Raw genomic sequence first — 19,685 nt, 5'->3', positions numbered from 1 at the left:
ATGGCTCAAACCCAAATCCTTTTAAATGTAAATCTTGAAATAAACTACTCGTTGGATATGTAATGCGCTTTAAGCTGCATCACCTTTCTCACCTTTCCATTTTTTCCAGCGCTGCTGGTCTGGTGAGCCTTCAATATCCAGATTGTCTGCACCGACATTGAAGCGGTAGTATTCACGCAACATGTTTTCCAAATCCAAGCCACCACAATTGCCTTGTAGAATCTGGTTGACTGGTAACCATGCCTGTACATATTTTTCCGGTTCACGCTCAAAAATATCGTGACAGCCATCTGAACAGGTGTGATAACGCTCGCCTTGATAAATCGACTCGCGATAAGTAAACAGGGTTGGATCATTTTCCATGTCGGTAAAGGTCATCGGCACTTGGCAAATCTGGCAGAGTTGTGGCAAACCTGAGCTATAAAAGCGCTTGCCTTCCGCTTCCATTTTTCGTGCCAGTTCCCAGCGTGGGCGGTAATACTTATCAAAAGTGTCTGGATATTTTTCAGAGAGCCAGTCCATCTCCTGATCAGTTGGAATCCAGGTATGGAAACCGGCTGCATGACCAAAGTTATAAAAAATCCACCATGCCTGATGCGATACGTGTTCTTTCTCTTTGGTGATCACTTCTGAATATTTCGGCATACGAATACCGTAACGGCTCAGATCATTAAATAATGCTCCTCCCGCTTCTTCAAAATAAGTTTCCCAGGCTTCTTTCCATGACATGACTTTGTTTGGCAGCATGTAATCCATCATCATGCCGACAATAGATAACAGTCGTGTACCGCGCCAGAACCATTTATCAATCCATTCCTGCACAATTGGCACGTTGTCTTCATGCTGTTCCAGCAAGAATTTGACGATTTCCAAGCCTAAAGTCATGTGACGGGCTTCATCCGACTGCGCGCTAAAACCAAAGGTCACGGTGGCCATATCACCATTATGGGCAGCACCGGACATGAACGGTACGAACAACAAGTTGGTCAAGACATATTCAAAGGCAAAACTGATCGCCAGCAGGAATTCAAACGGCCCGGCAGAGCGCGCATCTTCAAAGAAAGATTTTGGTACAGACAGGTACCAAACGCGGTCATGCATGTGCGACCAGTCCTGGAAACCATCAAAGAATTTGTTGTAATGGCTCATGGCATGAATTTGAGTCTGTACATGACGTAATTCATCAATTGACTGCATTTGTGATGCAATACGCGCCCCGACTCCGCTAAACTGACGCCCTACATGGGCATAACCTTGGAACGCCTGATATTCAAGTGGGGTAACCGCAGTTAAAAACAGTTTGATGGCATTTAAATAACGCTCATTGCTCACGTTTAACTGACCATTGTTTTGTGCAAACGCATCAAAAATAGCGTAGAGTTTTTTCTCTTTTTCAGCCTGATATTTCCAGTAGGTATCCATGGTTAAACGAAATGGATCTTCCCATTTGGACCAGTCGGTAATTTTAATGCCTTCAAATTCTTCATAAGGGAACGCTTCTTTACGATCTGTATAAGAAAAGTCCCAGTCTAAATCACGTGTTAACGCGCGATAGCGATCTTTGGCATTTAGTTTTTTTGCCGGGGTTTTAACTTGTGAATTCATGTTCATCATCCTTAAATTTTTGAGCGGCAATCTATGCAGCAATATGTTCTGCTGGCACTGTGCCAATGATTGGCGCAGTGCACATCCTTATTGTTAGTTCCAGTGCAAACGGAAGCTGTCGTCATCTTCTTCGACATTGCCACCCAACGTAATCATGTTGAGTTGTAAAGACTGAATATCCCAATCCTGTCCAAGCTTTTCAGAGACCGTTTCTGCTTTGACAATCAGACCGGTTTCGCTTTCTACCCGAATCATGGCTGGCAGGTATTGAATGCTGGCATCTGGATTGTCTTCTTCAATCGCCTCAATGATGTAGCGTGACGTATCATTGTCCTGTAGTGCGAGATAAACCTTAGACATGCTGCTTCTCCTTAAGCCTGCAAAGTTTTTTCAAGTTCGATGCCAATTTTTTTACTGCGCTCCAGCAGTTTTTGTTCTGCAATTTCGACTGCATCGGCCGCTAGGACCTGCGCTGCCCACGGGGCAAATGCTGCTTTCACTTCAGGTAAATAGTCTGCTAACCACTGGCTCAATAACTGTTTGTTGTGTTCAGATTCTGCTGCAGCAGTTTTAAATACGCTGTCTGACCATTTGCGTAAATCAGCCAAGGCTTCCTGCATAAACTCAGTCAGCATGGCCAAATCACGCGCTTGATGTTCTGCCAGCCACTGATCAAACTGGGTATAGACCAATTCGGTCATAAAGCTGTCAATCACCAGGTTCTGTAATAAAAACAGTTTAAAATAGTCTTGCTCCGTCAAGCTTTGCTCACACAGCTTGCGTAGCCCTTGCCAAGCTTCATCCTGCATCCATGCCTGTTTGGCTGGAATTAAAGCGTCACCCGTATTGCCATCTAAGGCCAAACCAACACGCGAAATGTACTGCGCCATGCCTAAACGGTCCATCGCGGCATAAATACAGGCTTGGGTCAGTACCGTGCCATAACCATAGGCACTGCCGGACATCATGTGTAAATTGGCTGTTTGTTCGATATGACGAAACGGTAAAAATAGCGCAATGACTTTGGCTTTGACTTCTTGAGAAATATGCGCTGCCAATTGGCGTTTTTCAAAAAAGCTAAAATTACTTTCGGCAATATCCTGCAAACGCGCACGGTGCTGCACATAAGTACCGTAATAAAACTGGCGTGGATCTTTAAAAGCATACCAGTCCTGCATTTCAATGGCAGTGTAGGTTTTATCATTTAAGGTTTTGTCCGGATTCCACAACGGACGGTAATGAAAGTTGGTTTCCGCCTGAATATCAAAACTGACTTCCTGGTAACGGGTGGCAGGCTTGTTGCCAAAACGGCGCTCAATATAGGCATAGTTTTGACGAATCGGTTCAATACCCGCTGTTTTGATTTCTAAAGTCATCGCTTATCTCCTTAAGCATTCAGTGTTGATCTTCATGATCAATGTTGTAGCGCTGTGCACCGACTAAGGTCTGGTGCTCAATGCCATAACGCCATTTGTCTTCTTCGGCATCATTCACGGCCTGTTGTTGTTCGCTCATTTCCACCACCTGATGGGTTGCGCAGAACTCGCGAAAGGCTTGCTGCGGTAACACCAGTTCCACATATAAAGTGGGATCGTGAATGGCAAAGTCGAACTCGACAAATGCGGCCTGAATATCCCCGGTCACCCGAATATATTTGGTTAAGGGTAAAGTGCCTGTTGCATCCTTCATGTTGTTCTCCTACAAGATCTGATTCATTCAGAGCTTGCTTCAGTTGCTTCATGCATCTGCTGCTTGGTTTTACTATTACAACAAGCGTGCCAACTTTATAAAAAACAATAGAATCAAAATCTTATAAAATAAGAGTATTTTTATCAGAATTATTTTTTCATGATTTGATGAATTTTTATTTTTTTAAATAAGTGAATTTCATGATTTGATGAAATATAAAGTGGAGTGATACAAAAAATTACCCTTAGACTAGGGCCAGTCTCACTAGAAACAGAATAAATAAAAATAATAAAAACATATGGATATAGCGTCATACCTTTAAGATTTAACTTGATACCGTTTAGGTATTATGAATTTCAGGGATTTTGCCTAAGATGACAGATGGCATCGAATTTAATGGATTAAACACGACGCATGGTACAAGTAAAATACGCCAACAACGGAAAATACGCAGCCTATCCTCAGGAAATTCATGACCTGCTTTCCAAACTGCATTTTGACACTGAACATGGACAAATCTGGTTTGATGAATATCGTATGCTGCTGATGCATACCAGCCTCATGGGGTATTTGCGTAAAGATCTGGCCAACATGATTGGTCTAGAACGCACCAAACGCTTTTTTATCCGTCTGGGTTATCAGGCCGGATTAAAAGATGCTGAAGTGACCACCAAAATGCGCCCGGGTTTAAATGAAGAGCAGGCATTTATGGCAGGACCACAAATGCACGGGATTCGTGGCATGGTCAAAGTCGAAGCCAATCAGCTGATTTTAAATCACCAGAAAAAACAGTTTTATGCCGATTTAAACTGGTTCAATTCGTTTGAAGCCGATGTACATCTTGAGCAATTTGGACGGGATGATGAACCGTCCTGCTGGATGTTATTGGGCTATGCCTGTGGCTATAGCAGTTTTGCCACGGGCATGACCATTATTTATCAAGAAATTGAATGCAAAGCCTGTGGACATGCCCATTGCCGTATTATTGGCAAGCCTCTGCATGAATGGGAAAATGCTGATGAACTGATCCAGTTTATGTCGCCAGAACCGATGGAACAGGAACTGATTGCCTTACAGTCTGAATTATTTGAACTAAAAAAGTCGATTTATACGACCAGTAAAAATGACTACAGCATGTTCAGCTCGGTTGGGCAGTCTGCAGCCTATCAACGGGTGTGTGACTTACTCAAAGCCGCCGCCGGGGCCAAAGTATCGATTTTACTGCAAGGTGAAACAGGAGTGGGTAAAGAGGCTTTTGCCCGTGGTGTACATGAACTGAGTCAACGTAAAGAACATGCTTTTGTCGCCGTAAACTGTGCCGCCATTCCTCCTGAACTGATTGAGTCTGAATTATTCGGGGTAGAAAAAGGTGCATTTACAGGGGCGCATCAATCCCGCTTAGGCAAGTTTGAACGTGCGCACGGCGGCACCATTTTTCTAGATGAGGTGATTGAACTTTCCCCTCGCGCCCAGGCTGCTTTACTGCGAATTTTGCAGGAAGGCGAGTTTGAACGCGTGGGCGATTCACAAACGCGGCATGTTGATGTAAGGGTCATTACTGCCACCAACGAAGATCTGGAACAGGCCGTCAAGGCAGGCCGTTTCCGTGCCGACCTCTATTATCGTTTGAATATTTTTCCTGTACAGATTCCCCCATTAAGGGAACGCCGTGAAGATCTGCCGCTTTTGGTCGATCATTTTTTAAAACGCTTTGAGAAGATGTATGACAAACAGATTCAGGGGCTAAGTGAAAAAGCCACCGCTTTTATGCAAACTTATGCCTGGCCGGGTAATATCCGCGAGCTGGAAAATTTGCTGGAGCGCGCAGTACTGCTGACCGAAGATCAGCAACTGATTAAACTGCATGCCCTGTTCCCACAAATGCACACCCAGATGGAGGATCATCAGACTGAGTACCCTGCCAAGGATTTAGCTACAATGCTGACCACAGGATTTGATCTGGAGCAGCATGAACAGCAGTTAATTCAAACCGCCATGCATACAGCCAAACAGAATATTTCTGAAGCAGCACGTTTATTAGGTATTAGCAGGGCAAAGCTGGATTACCGGCTGAAAAAGTATCAATTTATTTAAATGTATCATTTATAAAGATGAGATTGACTCAGAGCGTCTTTTTTAACATAACGCACAATTCCTGAGGTCGCCAGCCCTGAAACCCTGTAAGCGGTTACAATGCTTAGCGTGGATAGGCGAGTTTTAGCTCAAGAATTCGATAAGCTAAACGTTATTTTCTAGAAACCTAATCAGCGCTTTTAACACAACAAGTTTATGAATATAGTTAGGTTATTTAGCAAACATGCTGCTAAAAAACAGTTTGGAAGGATTACTAATTAATATGACCAGCTCAAGGGTAATTATCAAAGTGCGGTTGCTTTAGCTGGTCTTTATATTTGACTGCCTTTATAGGCTGAATTCTGAACTAAAAATGTCGGCATACTTTAGAAAAAGCACTAATTTAAAGACCTAGACGAATGAATATCTCTCAGAAATCAATCAACGTTTAAATCATCACCCAAGAAAAAGACCCGGCTTTAAAAGTTCGAGTCAGGTAGTATTATAATCACATGGTGGTGCACTTCACATGCTGATCTAAGTGATATAATGCTGACGATATAAACTTCAGAATCTCACGCCAGATTTTTTCTTTTGAATAGAAGCTCCTATCAGTCTATTCGTGTTTTGATTTACAGTTTTTGCTTTGTCTCATCCCTCCTTGGCGCTAAAGTAAAAACCATGCCACTCAGTAATGAAATCAAGAAAACCATTCACAGGTGAAAAATGAAATTAGCAGAAGCTCTTTTGCTTAGAAGTGATCAACAAAAAAAACTTGCGTCACTTAAGCAACGTATCAATGCAAATGTACTGGTACAGGATGGGGATGAACCCTCGGAAGATCCCAATGAATTGTTAAAACAGGTATTTGCCCTTACTCAAGAATCCCAGAAACTGGTGTATGCCATTCATCAAACCAATGCCCTAACAAAGTTAAGTGATGGTCGTTCTTTGCTGGCCTTACTTACTTTGCGTGATGAGCTGGTAGAGTGTCATAAAGTCTTAACGGCCGCCATCAGTAGTAGTTCTCGTGAACCCGATCGTTACAGTACACGTGAGATCAAATGGCATAAAGTCATTCCTGTTTCTTCCTTACAGAAACAAGCCGATGATATTAGTGTAAAACTACGTGATTTAAACGTCTTAATTCAAGCCAGCAACTGGAAAATTGACTTGCTCGAAACCTGAAATCTCTCTGATTTCAGGTTATAATTCAACGCGAACATACTGGGCGAGTACAAGATCCCCTACTTCCACAACACAGGATTGCAAATAAAGTGTAGTGGCCTGCAAAGCGAGTGGATCAGCTTAAAACCTTAAGCACTCCTCAATCCATCACTTAGCATTCTTCAAGTCTTTGCGAAAGCAAAGTCACCCTTGACCAGGCACTACCATGTACTGACAGTATGTTCACCTTCTTTAATTAAAATAAGATTTTCCGGAACGCTGGCATCTTACTTGCTCTTAATAGCCCACACTCCTCAAGCTTTAGCTTCTAAAAACTTGTTGTTAATACAACCTACTCATCCTTAAAATGTAATACGATGATATTTACGATATTGAGGACGCCAGAAATTACTGTTAATTTTTTCCTCCAACTCTTCCAAAGTCAGCTTTGGAGCAACCCCTTCTTCCATGGCAGCCTGAGCGACTTTTAAAGCAATCACTTTCGAAATATGCTGAATCTGATCCAATTCCGGAAGTAAATTTGCTTTTGGATCTGTTAATTTTGGCGAGCATTCTGCCAGAGCATTACTGGATGCCATCAGCATTTTATTGGTCACGCGTGTAGCCCCTGAAGCAATAACCCCCATCCCTATACCTGGAAAGATATAAGAATTATTGCATTGAGAGATATGATAAATCTCTTCGTGATAATTGACGGGTGCAAATGGACTACCGGTAGCAATCAGTGCCTTGCCCTGTGTCCACTGGATAATATCAGCAGGCACAGCTTCCACTTGAGAGGTTGGATTCGATAAAGGAAAAATAATTGGAGATTCGCAGTTCTGCACCATGGCAGTGATAATATCTTTGCTAAATAAGCCGGGCTGCCCAGAAACCCCGATTAACACCGTGGGTTTGGCAAATTTAACCACATCCAGCAAGGATATGGTCTGTTCAGCCTCCGCCCATCCAGCAATATTTTTCAGATCTTGAGCTAATTTTCTTTGGAAATTCAGTAAATTTGGCTGATTTTCTGTGATCAGGCCAAAGCGGTCAACCATAAATACCCGTTTTCTTGCCTCGGCATCGGTCAGACCTTCTGCTACCATCTGGGCAATAATCTGCTCTGCAATACCACAACCGGCCGATCCAGCGCCTAAAAAGGCAACCGTTTGATCTTTTAACTGTTGATTGGATGCATGTGAAGCTGCTATCAGGCTTCCAACTGCTACAGCAGCTGTTCCCTGAATATCATCATTAAAACAGCATACCTGATCCCGGTATTTTTCTAACAAAGGCATCGCATTATGCTGGGCAAAATCTTCAAACTGAATCAGTGCTTGCGGCCATCTTCTCTGGATCGCCTGGATCACTTTATCTACAAATTCAAAATACTCATCCCCAGTGATACGTGGTTGAGACCAGCCCATATAAATCGGATCATTCAATAATTGCTGGTTATTGGTTCCCACATCTAAAGTAATGGGCAGTGTGTAGGCAGGACTAATACCGCCACAGGCAGTATATAAAGATAATTTTCCAATCGGGATTCCCATTCCACCAATTCCCTGATCACCTAATCCCAAAATGCGCTCACCGTCTGTAAGCACGATTACTTTGACATTTCTCCGGTTTACATTATGTAAAATGTCATCAATATGATGGCGATCTGGGTATGAAATAAAAATACCGCGATGGCGACGATAAATATCTGAAAAGCGCTGACATGCCTCCCCTACAGTCGGGGTATAAATAATTGGCATCATTTCACTTAAATGATTTTCAATTAAATGATAGAACAGGGTTTCATTGGTATCTTGAATATTTCTTAGATAAATATGCTTATTAATATCTTCATTGAAGGTACGATACTGCTGATATGAGCGATGACTTTGTTCCTCAATACTCTCAATAACTTGAGGGATAAGCCCCTTTAAGTTAAAGTTTATACGCTCTTCTTCTGAAAAAGCTGACCCTTTATTCAGTAGAGGCAACTCAAGTAAAGTATTGCCTGCATATGGAATATAAAGTGGACGATCAGGATTTTGATTAGTATTCACTTTTGACTCACATAAAATTAAAAATAATAAACTTTCTCATCTTAACCCCTTTAGTGCTGATCTATGTATTTAATAACTTGATTATTAAAAACAGGCCATTTATAAATTTAATAAAATAAGCAATATCTTTCACTCAATACGGAGTTATACGAAAGACTCTTGGATGTACGGTAAGTTTTGAATATAAGCTTCTTCACTTTGAAATGGCTTTGTTGCACAAAGATTTGAAATGCAAAGCGCCCCTAATTGATCCAAATTTAAGGCGTAACTTGGGTAAGTGGGCGACCTAATTCCGTAAATCTGTTAAGGACTGCTACACGTGCATGGATCTCATTCACCTGACTAGGAAAGCTTCTTGCCATTAATTTATCGCCTAATAATTTGATGCAATGCATCTTGGTTTCCACCAAACTGCGGCGATGATAGCCTGACCATTTTTTCCATAATGTCCTGCCTAAATGTTTAACTGTTCGAAGTAATTCATTTCGCTCTAGCGAGCTACTCTTTGTATCTTTCCATGGTTTCGCATTTTTTCTAGGTGGAATCACCGCATGCGCTTGCCGATCTGCAATGACCTGACGGCATTGCTTGGTGTCATAAGCTCCATCGGTATAAACAGAGTCAATCTGCTCATCTTGTGGAATCTGATTAAGTAAATCACCAAGCACCTGTGAATCACTGACATTATTGGTTGTGAGCTGAATAGCGCGTATTTGTAGGGTTTTGGCATCTATACCAATATGTAGTTTACGCCATTGGCGACGATATTCAGCTCCATGTTTCTTGCGTTTCCATTCGCCCTCACCTAGAAACTTCATGCCTGTAGAGTCTACGAGTAGATGCAGCCCATCGCTACTTTTTTGGTAGCTGATTGCAATATCAATATGCTTTTGTCTTCTACAAAGCGTACTGTAATCTGGTGCGGTCCAATTTAATCCGCAAAGTTTAATCAGACTTTGCACAAAGCCAGTGACCATACGTAAAGACAAACGGAATAGAGATTTAATCATTAAGCAGCATTGGATAGCTGCGTCGGAGTAGGTTTGATTTCGCCCTTGTTTGCCTTTTGATGGAGCATACCATTGCGTAGCAGGATCAAACCAAATGGCAATATTTCCGCGACTCATGAGTGCTCGGTTATATGCGGGCCAATTGGTTGTGCGGTAGATTTTGTGTGTAGGCTTCTTCATTTGAAAATTATATCGCTGAAAAAGCCTTTACAGATAGGTTTGTGCAACAAAGCCCTTTGAAATTATAGTGTTGATGAGACCTTGAATAATAGGTTTATACAACAAAGCCATAAAAATATAGTATTTATAAATTTACTTATTTTTAAACATTCATCCCTTAATTTAAAATGATGAGCATAATAAAACTATCTTACAGAGATTTATATTATGCCCATCTATTTTAATATATAAAAAATTATTAAAAATCAAAGATCCAATGTAATTTCTTTGCCTTTCGCACGAGAAACACAGATCATCATACTTTGTTGTGATGCTTTTTCATCATCATCTAAATATTGATCAAAATGCTCCGCTTCACCTTGTAAAATCGCAGTTTCACACGTTCCGCAGACACCTTCTCGGCATAAGCATTCGACGTCCACATTCAACGCTTCGATCGCTTGTAAAATAGTTTGATCTGCCATCACTTCAATACGCTGATTTGATTTTGCTAAAATGACAGTAAACGATTCAGCATTTTCAGGCGCACTTGAGGCAAACTGTTCCCAATGAATATATTCATCACGATAACGGTGCTGATTACAGGTATTAATCACCGCATCAATCATGGGTTTTGGTCCACATACATAAACATGGGTACCTTTGGGCTGAGAACCAATGAGTGTATTTAAATCTAAATGTGAACCTTCACTGTCGATATAACTGTAAATATATTCAGCATGAATACTTTGTTTTAAATCACTTAGCAAAGCCGCATGTTCAGGTGAACGGAATGCATAATGTAATTCATAATTTACTCCGCGTGCAGCCAATTCGTCCATCTGTGGTAAGAATGGCGTAATTCCGATCCCACCCGCAATCAGAATATGTTTCTCACCTGTCTGTGCCAATTCAAATAGGTTTTTTGGCGAAGAAATCTCAAGTTGAAAGCCTTGCACGCAGTGATCATGCATAAATACAGAACCACCTTTTCCTTCCACATCTTTACGGACACATACTTGGTAGGTCGATAAATCATTGGCATTGCTCATCAATGAATAAGCATTGGAAAGTTTGTCATTCATTTTGACAATGATATGACTTCCGCCAGTAAATGCTGGAAAGTTTTCACCATCTTGACGTTTAAAAGTAAAACGTTTAATCAATGGCGTAAGTTGTTCGACTGCTGTAACAACAGAGGGAAACATTTGATAACTGTCAGTCATCTGTAAATCCTGATTTTTAGCATAAAATACTGCATGCACAGTCTTTAATTTTGGAAAACATATTCCCCAAAATCCTGAGTGACATTGCTAAAATGCCACTCAAAGTTTGGGAAATTTAGCGCAATAAAATGAACTCTTTATACGAAATAAAAAATTAAACCGCTAAACATAAATATTTAATGGTCATAAATTCTTCTAAACCATATTTAGAACCTTCACGACCAATACCTGACTGTTTCACCCCACCAAAAGGTACAACTTCATTAGAAATAGCAGTAGAGTTCATACCCACCATGCCATATTCAAGTTGCTCTGAAACCTTAAAAATACGAGAAATATTTTCGGTATAGATATAAGCCGCTAAGCCGTAAATTGTGGCATTGGCTTGTTCAATCACTTCTTCATCAGTTTCAAAATCGATCAAAGGTGCAACAGGTCCAAAGATTTCTTCAGAGACAATTTCCATGCTTTGATCGACATTGGTCAAAATCGTTGGCTCAAAAAAGCTATGGCCTAATGCATGACGCTGACCACCACAGGCAATTTTTGCACCTTTGCTGCATGCTTCATCAATCAGTTTTTCAGCTTTGAGTACAGCTTTTTCATTAATTAATGGCCCAATTTGCACACCTGCATCCAAACCATTGCCAATTTTTAAAGCCTGTACCGCAGCGACAAATTTTTCAGTAAATGCAGCATAGATATTTTTATGCACATAAATACGGTTAGCACATACACAGGTTTGCCCTGCGTTACGGTATTTTGCCAACATCGCACCTTGAACTGCTTTGTCTAAATCAGCATCTTCAAAGACGATCAGGGGTGCATTCCCCCCCAGTTCTAGCGCAAGCTTTTTAATGGTTGGCGCACACTGCTGCATAAGCAAACGACCTACAGGTGTAGAGCCTGTAAACGTCAGTTTTTTTACTTTTTCGTGCGTGGTAAAGACTGAACCGATTGCTTCAGATTTACCTGTCACCACATTGATCACACCTGCTGGAATACCAGCTTTTTCAGCTAATTTTGCAATCGCTAAAGCACAATAAGGTGTTTCATTGGCAGGTTTAATCACAATGGTACAACCCGCAGCAAGTGCTGGTGCAGCTTTGCGTGTAATCATGGCCAATGGGAAATTCCACGGGGTAATTGCAGCAACAACACCCACAGGCTCTTTCGTGACTAAGAAACGTTGACCTGCATTGGTGGTTGGAATGACATCGCCATAAACACGCTTGCCTTCCTCGGCAAACCATTGAATAAATGAAGCTGCATATTTCACTTCACCTAAAGCTTCAGCAAGTGGCTTCCCTTGTTCAATCGTCATGATTTGAGCAAGTTCATTGGCATGCTCTAAAGTGAGTTTGTGCCATAGTAATAGTAAATCGGCACGTTCTTGTGCAGTTAAAGCTTTCCAAGACTGCAAAGCGTCATAAGCACATTCAATTGCGTGTTGCGCTTCGGCTTGTCCCATATTGGGGATCGAACCAATTTCTTCATCTGTGGCTGGGTTAGTGACAATCACACGATCTTGGTCATCGGCATTAACCCATTGTCCCGCAATAAAAGCAGATTGTTGGAATAACGCGTTTTCTTGTAATGCTGACATTGTTTGTTCCTATAGTTAGCGTCTTGGGTTGAGAAATAAGAATGGGCTTATTCCTAACCCAAAAGTGTCGTTCATCAAATTATTGATGATGTTTGGCTACAAGACTCTGGAAATAAGCAATACCATGCTCGCTGATACCTGAACGTTGTTTATCAGTCATGATACGATCTTGACCGCGGTAACCCCTTGATTTTAAACCACGTTGTACGCTCTCAACTAGATTTAAATCTTCTGGGCGGAACACATGTTTGTACCATTCGATCAAATCTTTCTGATCTTGAGTCAATTCTTCATTTAAGAAATAGATGTCGTAGTGCTGTAATGTAGTTTCTTCATCCACTGGGAATTCGTAAATTGCAGTCATGAAATCACCACCTGGTGGTACGTTGAACATCGTACTAGGCCAAGTCCAGAAACCACTGAAAGACGGATCAACAATCGATGGATCTAATTTGAATGATTTTTCAGAAGAACGTGCATAACCAAACTGTAAAGTCCAGTTTTCATGAATCGTATGCCAGTATTTATCGACTTGTACAGAGTCCGAGAAGCCAGGGTGTGCAGGACCACAGTGGTAGCATTCCATGTAGTTATCAACGATGAGTTTCCAGTTCGCTGCGGTATCTGTAATAAAACGTGCTGCAAGTTTAAGATCTTTTACAACCTTACATGCTTCGGCTAATTTTTCAGCAAAACCAGGCAATTGATCAGCAACACACGTTGCTTCAGGATCCATATTGATGAAAATGAAACCCGCATGCTCTTCAACTTTTAGAGACACAAGGTTTGAACCTTCTTTGTCAAAGTTGGCAACATTTTCACAGTTACGTGCCAATGCCAATGAGCCATCTAATTTGAATGTCCATGCATGATATGGGCAAGTGATGACATTTTTAGATTTACCCGCACCTGTTAATAACTCATGTCCACGGTGTGGGCACACATTATAAAATGCACGTAAGACACTGTCTTTACCACGAATCACGATGATATTTTCACCAATAATTTTACGGGTGAAATATTGGTTTGGTGTTGCAACTTCGCTGCAATGTCCTACACAAATCCAACTTTTTGCATAGATTTCTGCGGCTTCCTTTTCAAATACTTTTTTAGACGTATAGAATGCTTTTGGAATTGTCCAAGCATTGTCTGCATCCTGACAAAAATCTTCAGGTAATGTATCCACTGCTTCGACAGTAGGAATTTTCTCAAGTGAATTCATCACATTCTCCTCACTAAAATTGAATTCTGATTTTTTAAAAATTAGGCTGTAAAAATTTCAGTAATGCCTCATACACTGAAGCAACTGCATAACAATCACGGAGTAAAGGCAGACAATTGCCCCTTAAACCCATGCCTGTATAAACGTCTACTTGGGTATTGAGCTGCTTTAATTTTTCCAACAAGTCTAAATTTGCCCCATGACATACATCATATTGCGTCAATGCAATAAAACTGCTTGGCACAGCATGTTTTAGCTGGGGCACAGTACGCAACGCGTGTTGTGCTGACACCCCTGTCCATGTTTGCATCAAATGTTGATCTTCAATTTGATAGATCAAACTTTGTGGTTGATGCGTTGCGCTGTTTTGAGTTACAAATGATGGGAAAATTAATACCAATGCTTTCGGTTGTTGCTGTGCTGATAGTGCTTGTTGCACTTGTAATGCAAGCACAGCGCCTGAACCATCTGCCACAATTGCACCATGCTCAGGACGGATATTCCATTTTTCTGCTTGTTGCAAAATAAGTTGATAAACATCCAGACAATCTTGCTGTCCTTGCGTCCAGCCAAACTCAGGCACTAAACCATATTCAGCTAAAAAGACTTTGACTTTAAGATCACGTGCCAATTGGCGGGCAATATATTCATGTGAGTCTGCACCTCCCACCACATTGCCTCCACCATGTACATAAAAAATCCATGACCAACCGGTTAGGGGTTCAATATCTTCAGGTGAGAACACACGCATGTCGATGCGATGCGTCGGTAGTGTCAAAGTATGATCTTCGATACACATGCCTTCCGTGCGCGGTAAGGTGTAATGTTGCTGAAAAGCATCATAAGCTGCACGCAAAGAGTCAATATGTTGATCAGCAGGGCTATATACACCACTCCAATAATCAAACATGTGCATCTCTTCGGTTAGAATTGGCTGACTATTTTCCATCACACAGACTTCCTTTCATGCTCAGACTTTAATTCACTGTTCAATGCTTGTTGAATCAGTGTTTCATTACTTTGTTGAATACGTTTGAGCGTGTCGCTTTTCTCACCTTTTTCAATCATATAAGAGGGCAATTTTGCATAGTCCTCACGTAACCAGCGCACCAGACCAAAAGTCTGTACCAAAATAATGATAATGAAAGGTAAAGCTGTGACGATGGTTGCTGCTTTCATGGTATCTAAAGGTGCTTTGGAAAAAATCATCGCCAAGGGCACTAAAGTCAGCATCACACACCAGAACAGACGCACATTTTGTGAAGGATCTTGTCCTTCTTGCAAGCCTTTAGAGCAGGTTGCTGATACGGCATAACCCACTGCATCCATGTGTGCTGCAAGGAAAATCACCATAATTGCCAAGAAGATCCACATCATCAATGTGCCGCCTGGTAAGAGGTTCAAGAGCTGTGCAATCGCCACCTCTCCCCCTTGAGTGCTCAACACTTCAGGGACATTCACCACACCATGTAAAAACTGGTAAATACTGTAATTTTCCATGATGCCAAAGAAAATCCACATCCCAGCACTACCACCAAGTACCATGGCAAGTAATACTTCTTTAATCGTGCGACCTTTTGATACTCGGGTGACAAATAATGCTACACCTGGTGCATAAGACGTCCACCACAACCAGTAAAATACCGTCCATTCACGGGTAAATTTGCCATCGCCCAATGGGTCGGTAAATAAACTCATGCTGACAAAGTTGCTAAACATTAAACCAATACTGGTAATGGTATTATTTAAAATGAACTGGCTAGGACCAAAGAAGAAAACATACAGCGCAAATGCGAAAACCGCATAACACACCATTGAACTCAGGCGTTGCATGCCTTTGTCCATACCCACATAAGAGCTTAGAGCAAATAAAACAGATACAAAAAGTACAATAATGGCATTGGTCATGAAAGTATTTGGAATACCTGTCAATGCCGATAAAATATTCGTAAACGTAATTGCGGTAAGAACGAGTGAAATCGTTAAAGCACCAAACATACACAGTAAGAACAACAAGTCAATTGAGCGCCCAACTATGCCTGTGGCTTTAAAACCTGTGATCGACTCGATAATTGATGCCAGACTCAAGCCTTTATTTTTGCGTACATGAAAGCTATAACATACTGAAATAGATGCTAAAGCATAAATTGACCATGCACTAATCGTCCAATGAAACATGGTATAGGGCACGCTGTATTTCAATGCTTCAGGTGTTTGAGGTGTAATATTCAAACCTGGTGTTTGATAATAATATGCCCAGTCTAAAAAGCCCCAATATAATGTCGATGAGCCTAGACCTGCCAAGATAAACATGAAAATCCACGAAGACGTGCTGTACTCAGGTTTCCCTTCACCGAGCTTGATATGTCCATATTTGCTGAATGCTAAGCCCGCCACAAATACACAGGCAAAAAAGCCGAACAAAAGAACTGGCGCAGAAAAAAGTGAGGTACTCCAAAATAAAATCTTTTCTGCAAATGCAATTGATTCTTTCGAATACACTGAAAGCGCAATAACCGACAGGAAAACAATAGATAAACTGACTGTTGCCAGCACCTTATCCATTTTCACCTTATTGGGTTTACTGTCCATATTCATAAATCCTTATTGATGCGCACAATCGCAGTTGATCAACCCTACAAATGCCCCATGATTGATACTATCGTTGCATCTATCACGTCATCCGTTCTTAGCCTACGGTCAAACTGATTGTTGTAACGCCATGAATGAATACATGTGTAAGCGCCTACATCATGTCTTAACTGACAAACTCAAAAGCAAAATGGCATCGCGTTTTAAAATCATAAAAATCAAAATAGATTAATCTTAAATATCAAGAGAAATATTGCTTTTACCCTTAGTAACAGCACTTCAACCCAATTGATCTAGATCAATGATCTTTACTCACTGTATGCCTTATGGTAAAACCCTCTACAAATCCTCTCATCTGTCATCGTTACGATTTTCCAGATCTTTGCTACACCACCCACTTTGCTTCTTAGTACATTCCTCAGGCGCTAAGATGCTTTTTTGCGCATCAAAGATCAACAAGGTAATCATTAACCCAATGGACACGAATCGTGAATAATCTGCCAAATCTTTCAGACCTAAAGGTCTTTTGTGTCGTTGCGAAACGAAAAAGTTTTGTTGCTTCAGCAGATGAATTAGGTGCATCGCCTGCTTATGTCAGTAAAAGAATTAATATTTTAGAAAATAATTTAAACTGCACCTTGTTTCACCGCAGTACACGACATGTCAGTTTGACTGAAGATGGAAAATTAATATTGGAACGAGTATCCAATATTTTAAATGAGTTTGATGAACTCAGTGATTTGATCAATAATCCGCAAAATACCCCAACAGGACGTATTGATATTGTCAGTAGCTTTGGATTTGGACGTAGCCATATTGCGCCAATTTTATCGAAACTGATGACCATGTATCCGGAGTTAGATATTCAGTTCAATACCATTGACCATACGGTAGACCTGATTCAACACAGCCTAGATCTAGATATTTTTGTTGGCAATGATATCTCACCCAATATGATTGCTAAAAAATTATTGTCGAATTTTCGGATTTTGTGTGCCTCACCACGCTATTTACAAATGAACAGCGAACCTGATGATTTAGATGAACTTGCAAATCACAGCTGTTTAGCCGTTCAAGAACGTGATCAGTCACGCCATGCATGGAAATTACGCAGCCCGATGGAAGATGTGTCGATTGCCATTACACCGAAATTCACTTCAAATAACAGCGAAATTATCAAACAATTGGTGATGGATGATCAGGGCATTATGCTGTGTTCGATCTGGGATGTAATGGAGGAATTACACACAGGAAAGTTACAACATATTTTAACGAGCTATTGGCAGGATGCGGATATTTGGGCAGTTTATCATTCACGCCTGCGTAGCTCATCGAAATTAAAAACTTGTATTTTGTTTATTCAAGCGCAATTACTTAACCGTCTACAGCATTTAAATACCTTAACTCGAGGCAAACCTGTTCTCGCTAAAGCAGAACAAGTCATTCTTCCTCCTGAAAAAGTGTTTTTATAATTTTAATATGTCTTATTTCCCTCCAATCAGGGTAAACCGTTTCCACGAATTACCCTGTTTTTATATTATTTTTCAGAACTATGTAAACTGCTCAGCTCAGAAATAATAACCAACTGCCAAATATAAAAGTTTATTCCATTCATTATTATCGCCTTCCGCCAAAGCTTTTGAACTTCCACCGATCATGGCATCATTTCGTGACCAAATATATTCTGCTTGTACACCAATTTTTTTATAATTAAAGGCTAAACCAGTAATAATCCGATTTGAGTCTTTATAACCTGACTCATCTTTAAAAAATTGACTATAGGATAAATAAGGCTTAATCCCCGTGATATTTTTAAAGTCATTTTTAAGATTATAATTCAACTCAGCCATAACATATTCACCATCATTAGCAATGTTATACGTATAATCAAATGCACCCAAAGTTGAACTGTGAGGCATCAGCTGATCCTTATTATTTATTTTTTGCTGCCCAGCCAACAGCATGAACTGCCAAGCTTGATACTGAGTGGTAGTGAAGATATTCCAGTTAGTTTTATGTCCGGTTTCCTGGGTTATTCTATTGTCTAAGTCTGAATACCAAATCGAGCCACCAATTTCGGAGGAAAAATGACTTTCTGTATCCCAGGTAATATTTTTTGATACACGCGCCACCCACATATTTTTTTCTTGAATATGGGTTCCGTTTTCCAGATCCTCCGCTTCGACAAAGTTGCCTGTATAACGGCTGGCATCTTTGGATGTTCCTTTAAAATTACCACCATCCGTTGGGTAATAACCTAAAGTTAAATTATAATCCGGATGTTTCAATTGATATTTGAGACCCAGATTATGTACATCTTCATAACCCAGTGTATTAAATAATGTTTCGTAATAACTACTGCCCCAAAAGCGTCCAAAACCAAAATCGACAGGTTGCAGGCCTGCACTTAAAAGTTGCATTTTATCAACTTTATAGCCTAACCATGCACTATGTAAAAATACAGCATCACATAATCGGTCATATTGATAACAACGCACATCACTCTGAGCAAGCCAGGTCGGATTTTCATAATTCAAAACAAGTTTTAAATCTGCAAGTTTCCAATCATTGTTAGTTCCTTCATAAGCCTCATCAACGAAATCTTTAGATTGGTAGCGAGTACGAATTGCCCCCGTGATGGATAATTGGCCAACTTCAGCCTGATTGCTCCCCCAAGTTAAATCATTTGCATATGTAGAGGTAAATGAACTGCCCCACAGACCAATGAACCAACAGCTAAGCAATATTTTTCTCATTGTAAACACCTTGATAAAAGACGTATAACTTGACCACAAACACCTACGCAATCAATACACCATCTATAATTATAATCTTCACACTATGGATTTAATCTAAAGATATTAGGTCTCTTGTCAAAGTCATTATGGACTGCTCGCAATATCCCAGACATGAGACCCCCTCATTTTGAAGCTGCCTCAAAGGATTCTGAGCTTATCCCGTCGAGATGCAAATGATGCCTGCTCCTGATAGTTCGGGACAACTACCTATACCTAGCCATGACCACTTACCATCTGCTTTTTATATCTGAATAACCCTGCTTTTTACCGTCAGGCTTCACACGAAATATATAAGTCTGTGCCATCCTGCTCTCGATACTCTTTTGATTCAGGCTCAAGTTTAGCTAATACCTTATCCGATAAAAGACGGCGTTTTATATCAGTTGTCTTCATGGCTTGTACACCAGCGGATTCAATAAATCTTGCAATGCACAAGACACCTATACACTATGGCTAGTTATACTAGGTTATGTTCAGG

The 19,685-nt window shown here is 40.7% G+C and carries 15 protein-coding genes and 1 pseudogene; 3 read left to right on the top strand and 13 right to left on the bottom strand.

What is annotated here, in order from left to right; translation table 11 throughout:
* Positions 1 to 69 precede the first annotated feature (69 nt).
* The 4 genes from E5Y90_RS03900 to E5Y90_RS03885 all read right to left on the bottom strand — a co-directional run bounded on the left by E5Y90_RS03900 (position 70) and on the right by E5Y90_RS03885 (position 3,294).
* Positions 70 to 1,605 (bottom strand): aromatic/alkene/methane monooxygenase hydroxylase/oxygenase subunit alpha, encoded by a 1,536-nt coding sequence (locus tag E5Y90_RS03900; protein WP_151206518.1) that lies wholly within the window; start codon positions 1,603 to 1,605, stop codon positions 70 to 72.
* Positions 1,606 to 1,698: 93 nt separating this feature from the next.
* Positions 1,699 to 1,965 (bottom strand): MmoB/DmpM family protein, encoded by a 267-nt coding sequence (locus E5Y90_RS03895; RefSeq protein WP_151204246.1) that lies wholly within the window; start codon positions 1,963 to 1,965, stop codon positions 1,699 to 1,701.
* An 11-nt stretch (positions 1,966 to 1,976) separates the two neighbouring features.
* The gene (locus E5Y90_RS03890; RefSeq protein WP_174659461.1) at positions 1,977 to 2,981 is read right to left on the bottom strand and encodes an aromatic/alkene monooxygenase hydroxylase subunit beta; all 1,005 of its coding nucleotides are present in this window, start codon (positions 2,979 to 2,981) and stop codon (positions 1,977 to 1,979) included.
* A 19-nt stretch (positions 2,982 to 3,000) separates the two neighbouring features.
* On the bottom strand, positions 3,001 to 3,294 hold the full coding sequence (locus tag E5Y90_RS03885) for a phenol hydroxylase subunit (protein WP_151206522.1): 294 nt from the start codon (positions 3,292 to 3,294) through the stop codon (positions 3,001 to 3,003).
* A gap of 414 nt (positions 3,295 to 3,708) precedes the next feature.
* Between E5Y90_RS03885 and mobR the strand changes: the two genes are divergently transcribed.
* Together mobR and E5Y90_RS03875 are read left to right on the top strand one after the other, a co-directional pair.
* Positions 3,709 to 5,388: a phenol degradation transcriptional regulator MobR gene (mobR, locus tag E5Y90_RS03880; protein WP_174659460.1), complete on the top strand. Its 1,680-nt coding sequence runs from the start codon at positions 3,709 to 3,711 to the stop codon at positions 5,386 to 5,388.
* A 705-nt stretch (positions 5,389 to 6,093) separates the two neighbouring features.
* Positions 6,094 to 6,555: a DIP1984 family protein gene (locus E5Y90_RS03875; RefSeq protein ID WP_151204242.1), complete on the top strand. Its 462-nt coding sequence runs from the start codon at positions 6,094 to 6,096 to the stop codon at positions 6,553 to 6,555.
* A gap of 341 nt (positions 6,556 to 6,896) precedes the next feature.
* Here E5Y90_RS03875 and E5Y90_RS03870 read toward each other — a convergent pair whose 3' ends face one another.
* The 7 genes and pseudogenes from E5Y90_RS03870 to E5Y90_RS03840 form a co-directional block, all read right to left on the bottom strand.
* Entirely contained in the window at positions 6,897 to 8,594 is a 1,698-nt protein-coding gene (locus E5Y90_RS03870; RefSeq protein ID WP_174659459.1) for an NAD-dependent malic enzyme, read from the bottom strand.
* Positions 8,595 to 8,851: 257 nt separating this feature from the next.
* Positions 8,852 to 9,784: an IS5-like element IS17 family transposase gene (locus E5Y90_RS03865; protein ID WP_099475569.1), complete on the bottom strand. Its 933-nt coding sequence runs from the start codon at positions 9,782 to 9,784 to the stop codon at positions 8,852 to 8,854.
* A 245-nt stretch (positions 9,785 to 10,029) separates the two neighbouring features.
* Positions 10,030 to 10,989 carry a carnitine monooxygenase, reductase subunit CntB gene (cntB, locus tag E5Y90_RS03860; protein WP_151206528.1) on the bottom strand — a complete coding sequence of 320 codons (960 nt, stop codon included), beginning with the start codon at positions 10,987 to 10,989 and terminating at the stop codon, positions 10,030 to 10,032.
* Positions 10,990 to 11,143: 154 nt separating this feature from the next.
* Positions 11,144 to 12,595: an NAD-dependent succinate-semialdehyde dehydrogenase gene (locus tag E5Y90_RS03855; RefSeq protein ID WP_174659458.1), complete on the bottom strand. Its 1,452-nt coding sequence runs from the start codon at positions 12,593 to 12,595 to the stop codon at positions 11,144 to 11,146.
* Between the two features lie 79 nt (positions 12,596 to 12,674).
* Entirely contained in the window at positions 12,675 to 13,817 is a 1,143-nt protein-coding gene (cntA, locus tag E5Y90_RS03850; RefSeq protein WP_174659457.1) for a carnitine monooxygenase subunit alpha, read from the bottom strand.
* A gap of 34 nt (positions 13,818 to 13,851) precedes the next feature.
* Positions 13,852 to 14,766, bottom strand: coding sequence for an alpha/beta hydrolase (locus tag E5Y90_RS03845; RefSeq protein WP_174659456.1), 915 nt, complete (start codon positions 14,764 to 14,766; stop codon positions 13,852 to 13,854).
* Positions 14,767 to 14,875: 109 nt separating this feature from the next.
* Positions 14,876 to 16,409 (bottom strand): annotated as a pseudogene (locus E5Y90_RS03840) (BCCT family transporter); the annotation flags it as partial.
* A 488-nt stretch (positions 16,410 to 16,897) separates the two neighbouring features.
* Between E5Y90_RS03840 and E5Y90_RS03835 the strand changes: the two are divergent.
* A complete protein-coding gene (locus tag E5Y90_RS03835; protein WP_174659454.1) occupies positions 16,898 to 17,881 on the top strand; it encodes a LysR substrate-binding domain-containing protein in 984 nt (327 codons plus the stop codon).
* A 96-nt stretch (positions 17,882 to 17,977) separates the two neighbouring features.
* Here E5Y90_RS03835 and E5Y90_RS03830 read toward each other — a convergent pair whose 3' ends face one another.
* Together E5Y90_RS03830 and E5Y90_RS17565 are read right to left on the bottom strand one after the other, a co-directional pair.
* Positions 17,978 to 19,165: a hypothetical protein gene (locus E5Y90_RS03830; protein WP_151206539.1), complete on the bottom strand. Its 1,188-nt coding sequence runs from the start codon at positions 19,163 to 19,165 to the stop codon at positions 17,978 to 17,980.
* Positions 19,166 to 19,477: 312 nt separating this feature from the next.
* Complete coding sequence (locus E5Y90_RS17565; RefSeq protein WP_257234962.1) at positions 19,478 to 19,600, bottom strand: hypothetical protein; 123 nt, start codon at positions 19,598 to 19,600, stop codon at positions 19,478 to 19,480.
* Positions 19,601 to 19,685: the final 85 nt, after the last annotated feature.

The sequence above is a fragment of the Acinetobacter sp. 10FS3-1 genome (assembly GCF_013343215.1).
Classification (GTDB): domain Bacteria; phylum Pseudomonadota; class Gammaproteobacteria; order Pseudomonadales; family Moraxellaceae; genus Acinetobacter; species Acinetobacter lwoffii_C.
This window is presented reverse-complemented; position numbering and strand designations above follow the sequence as displayed.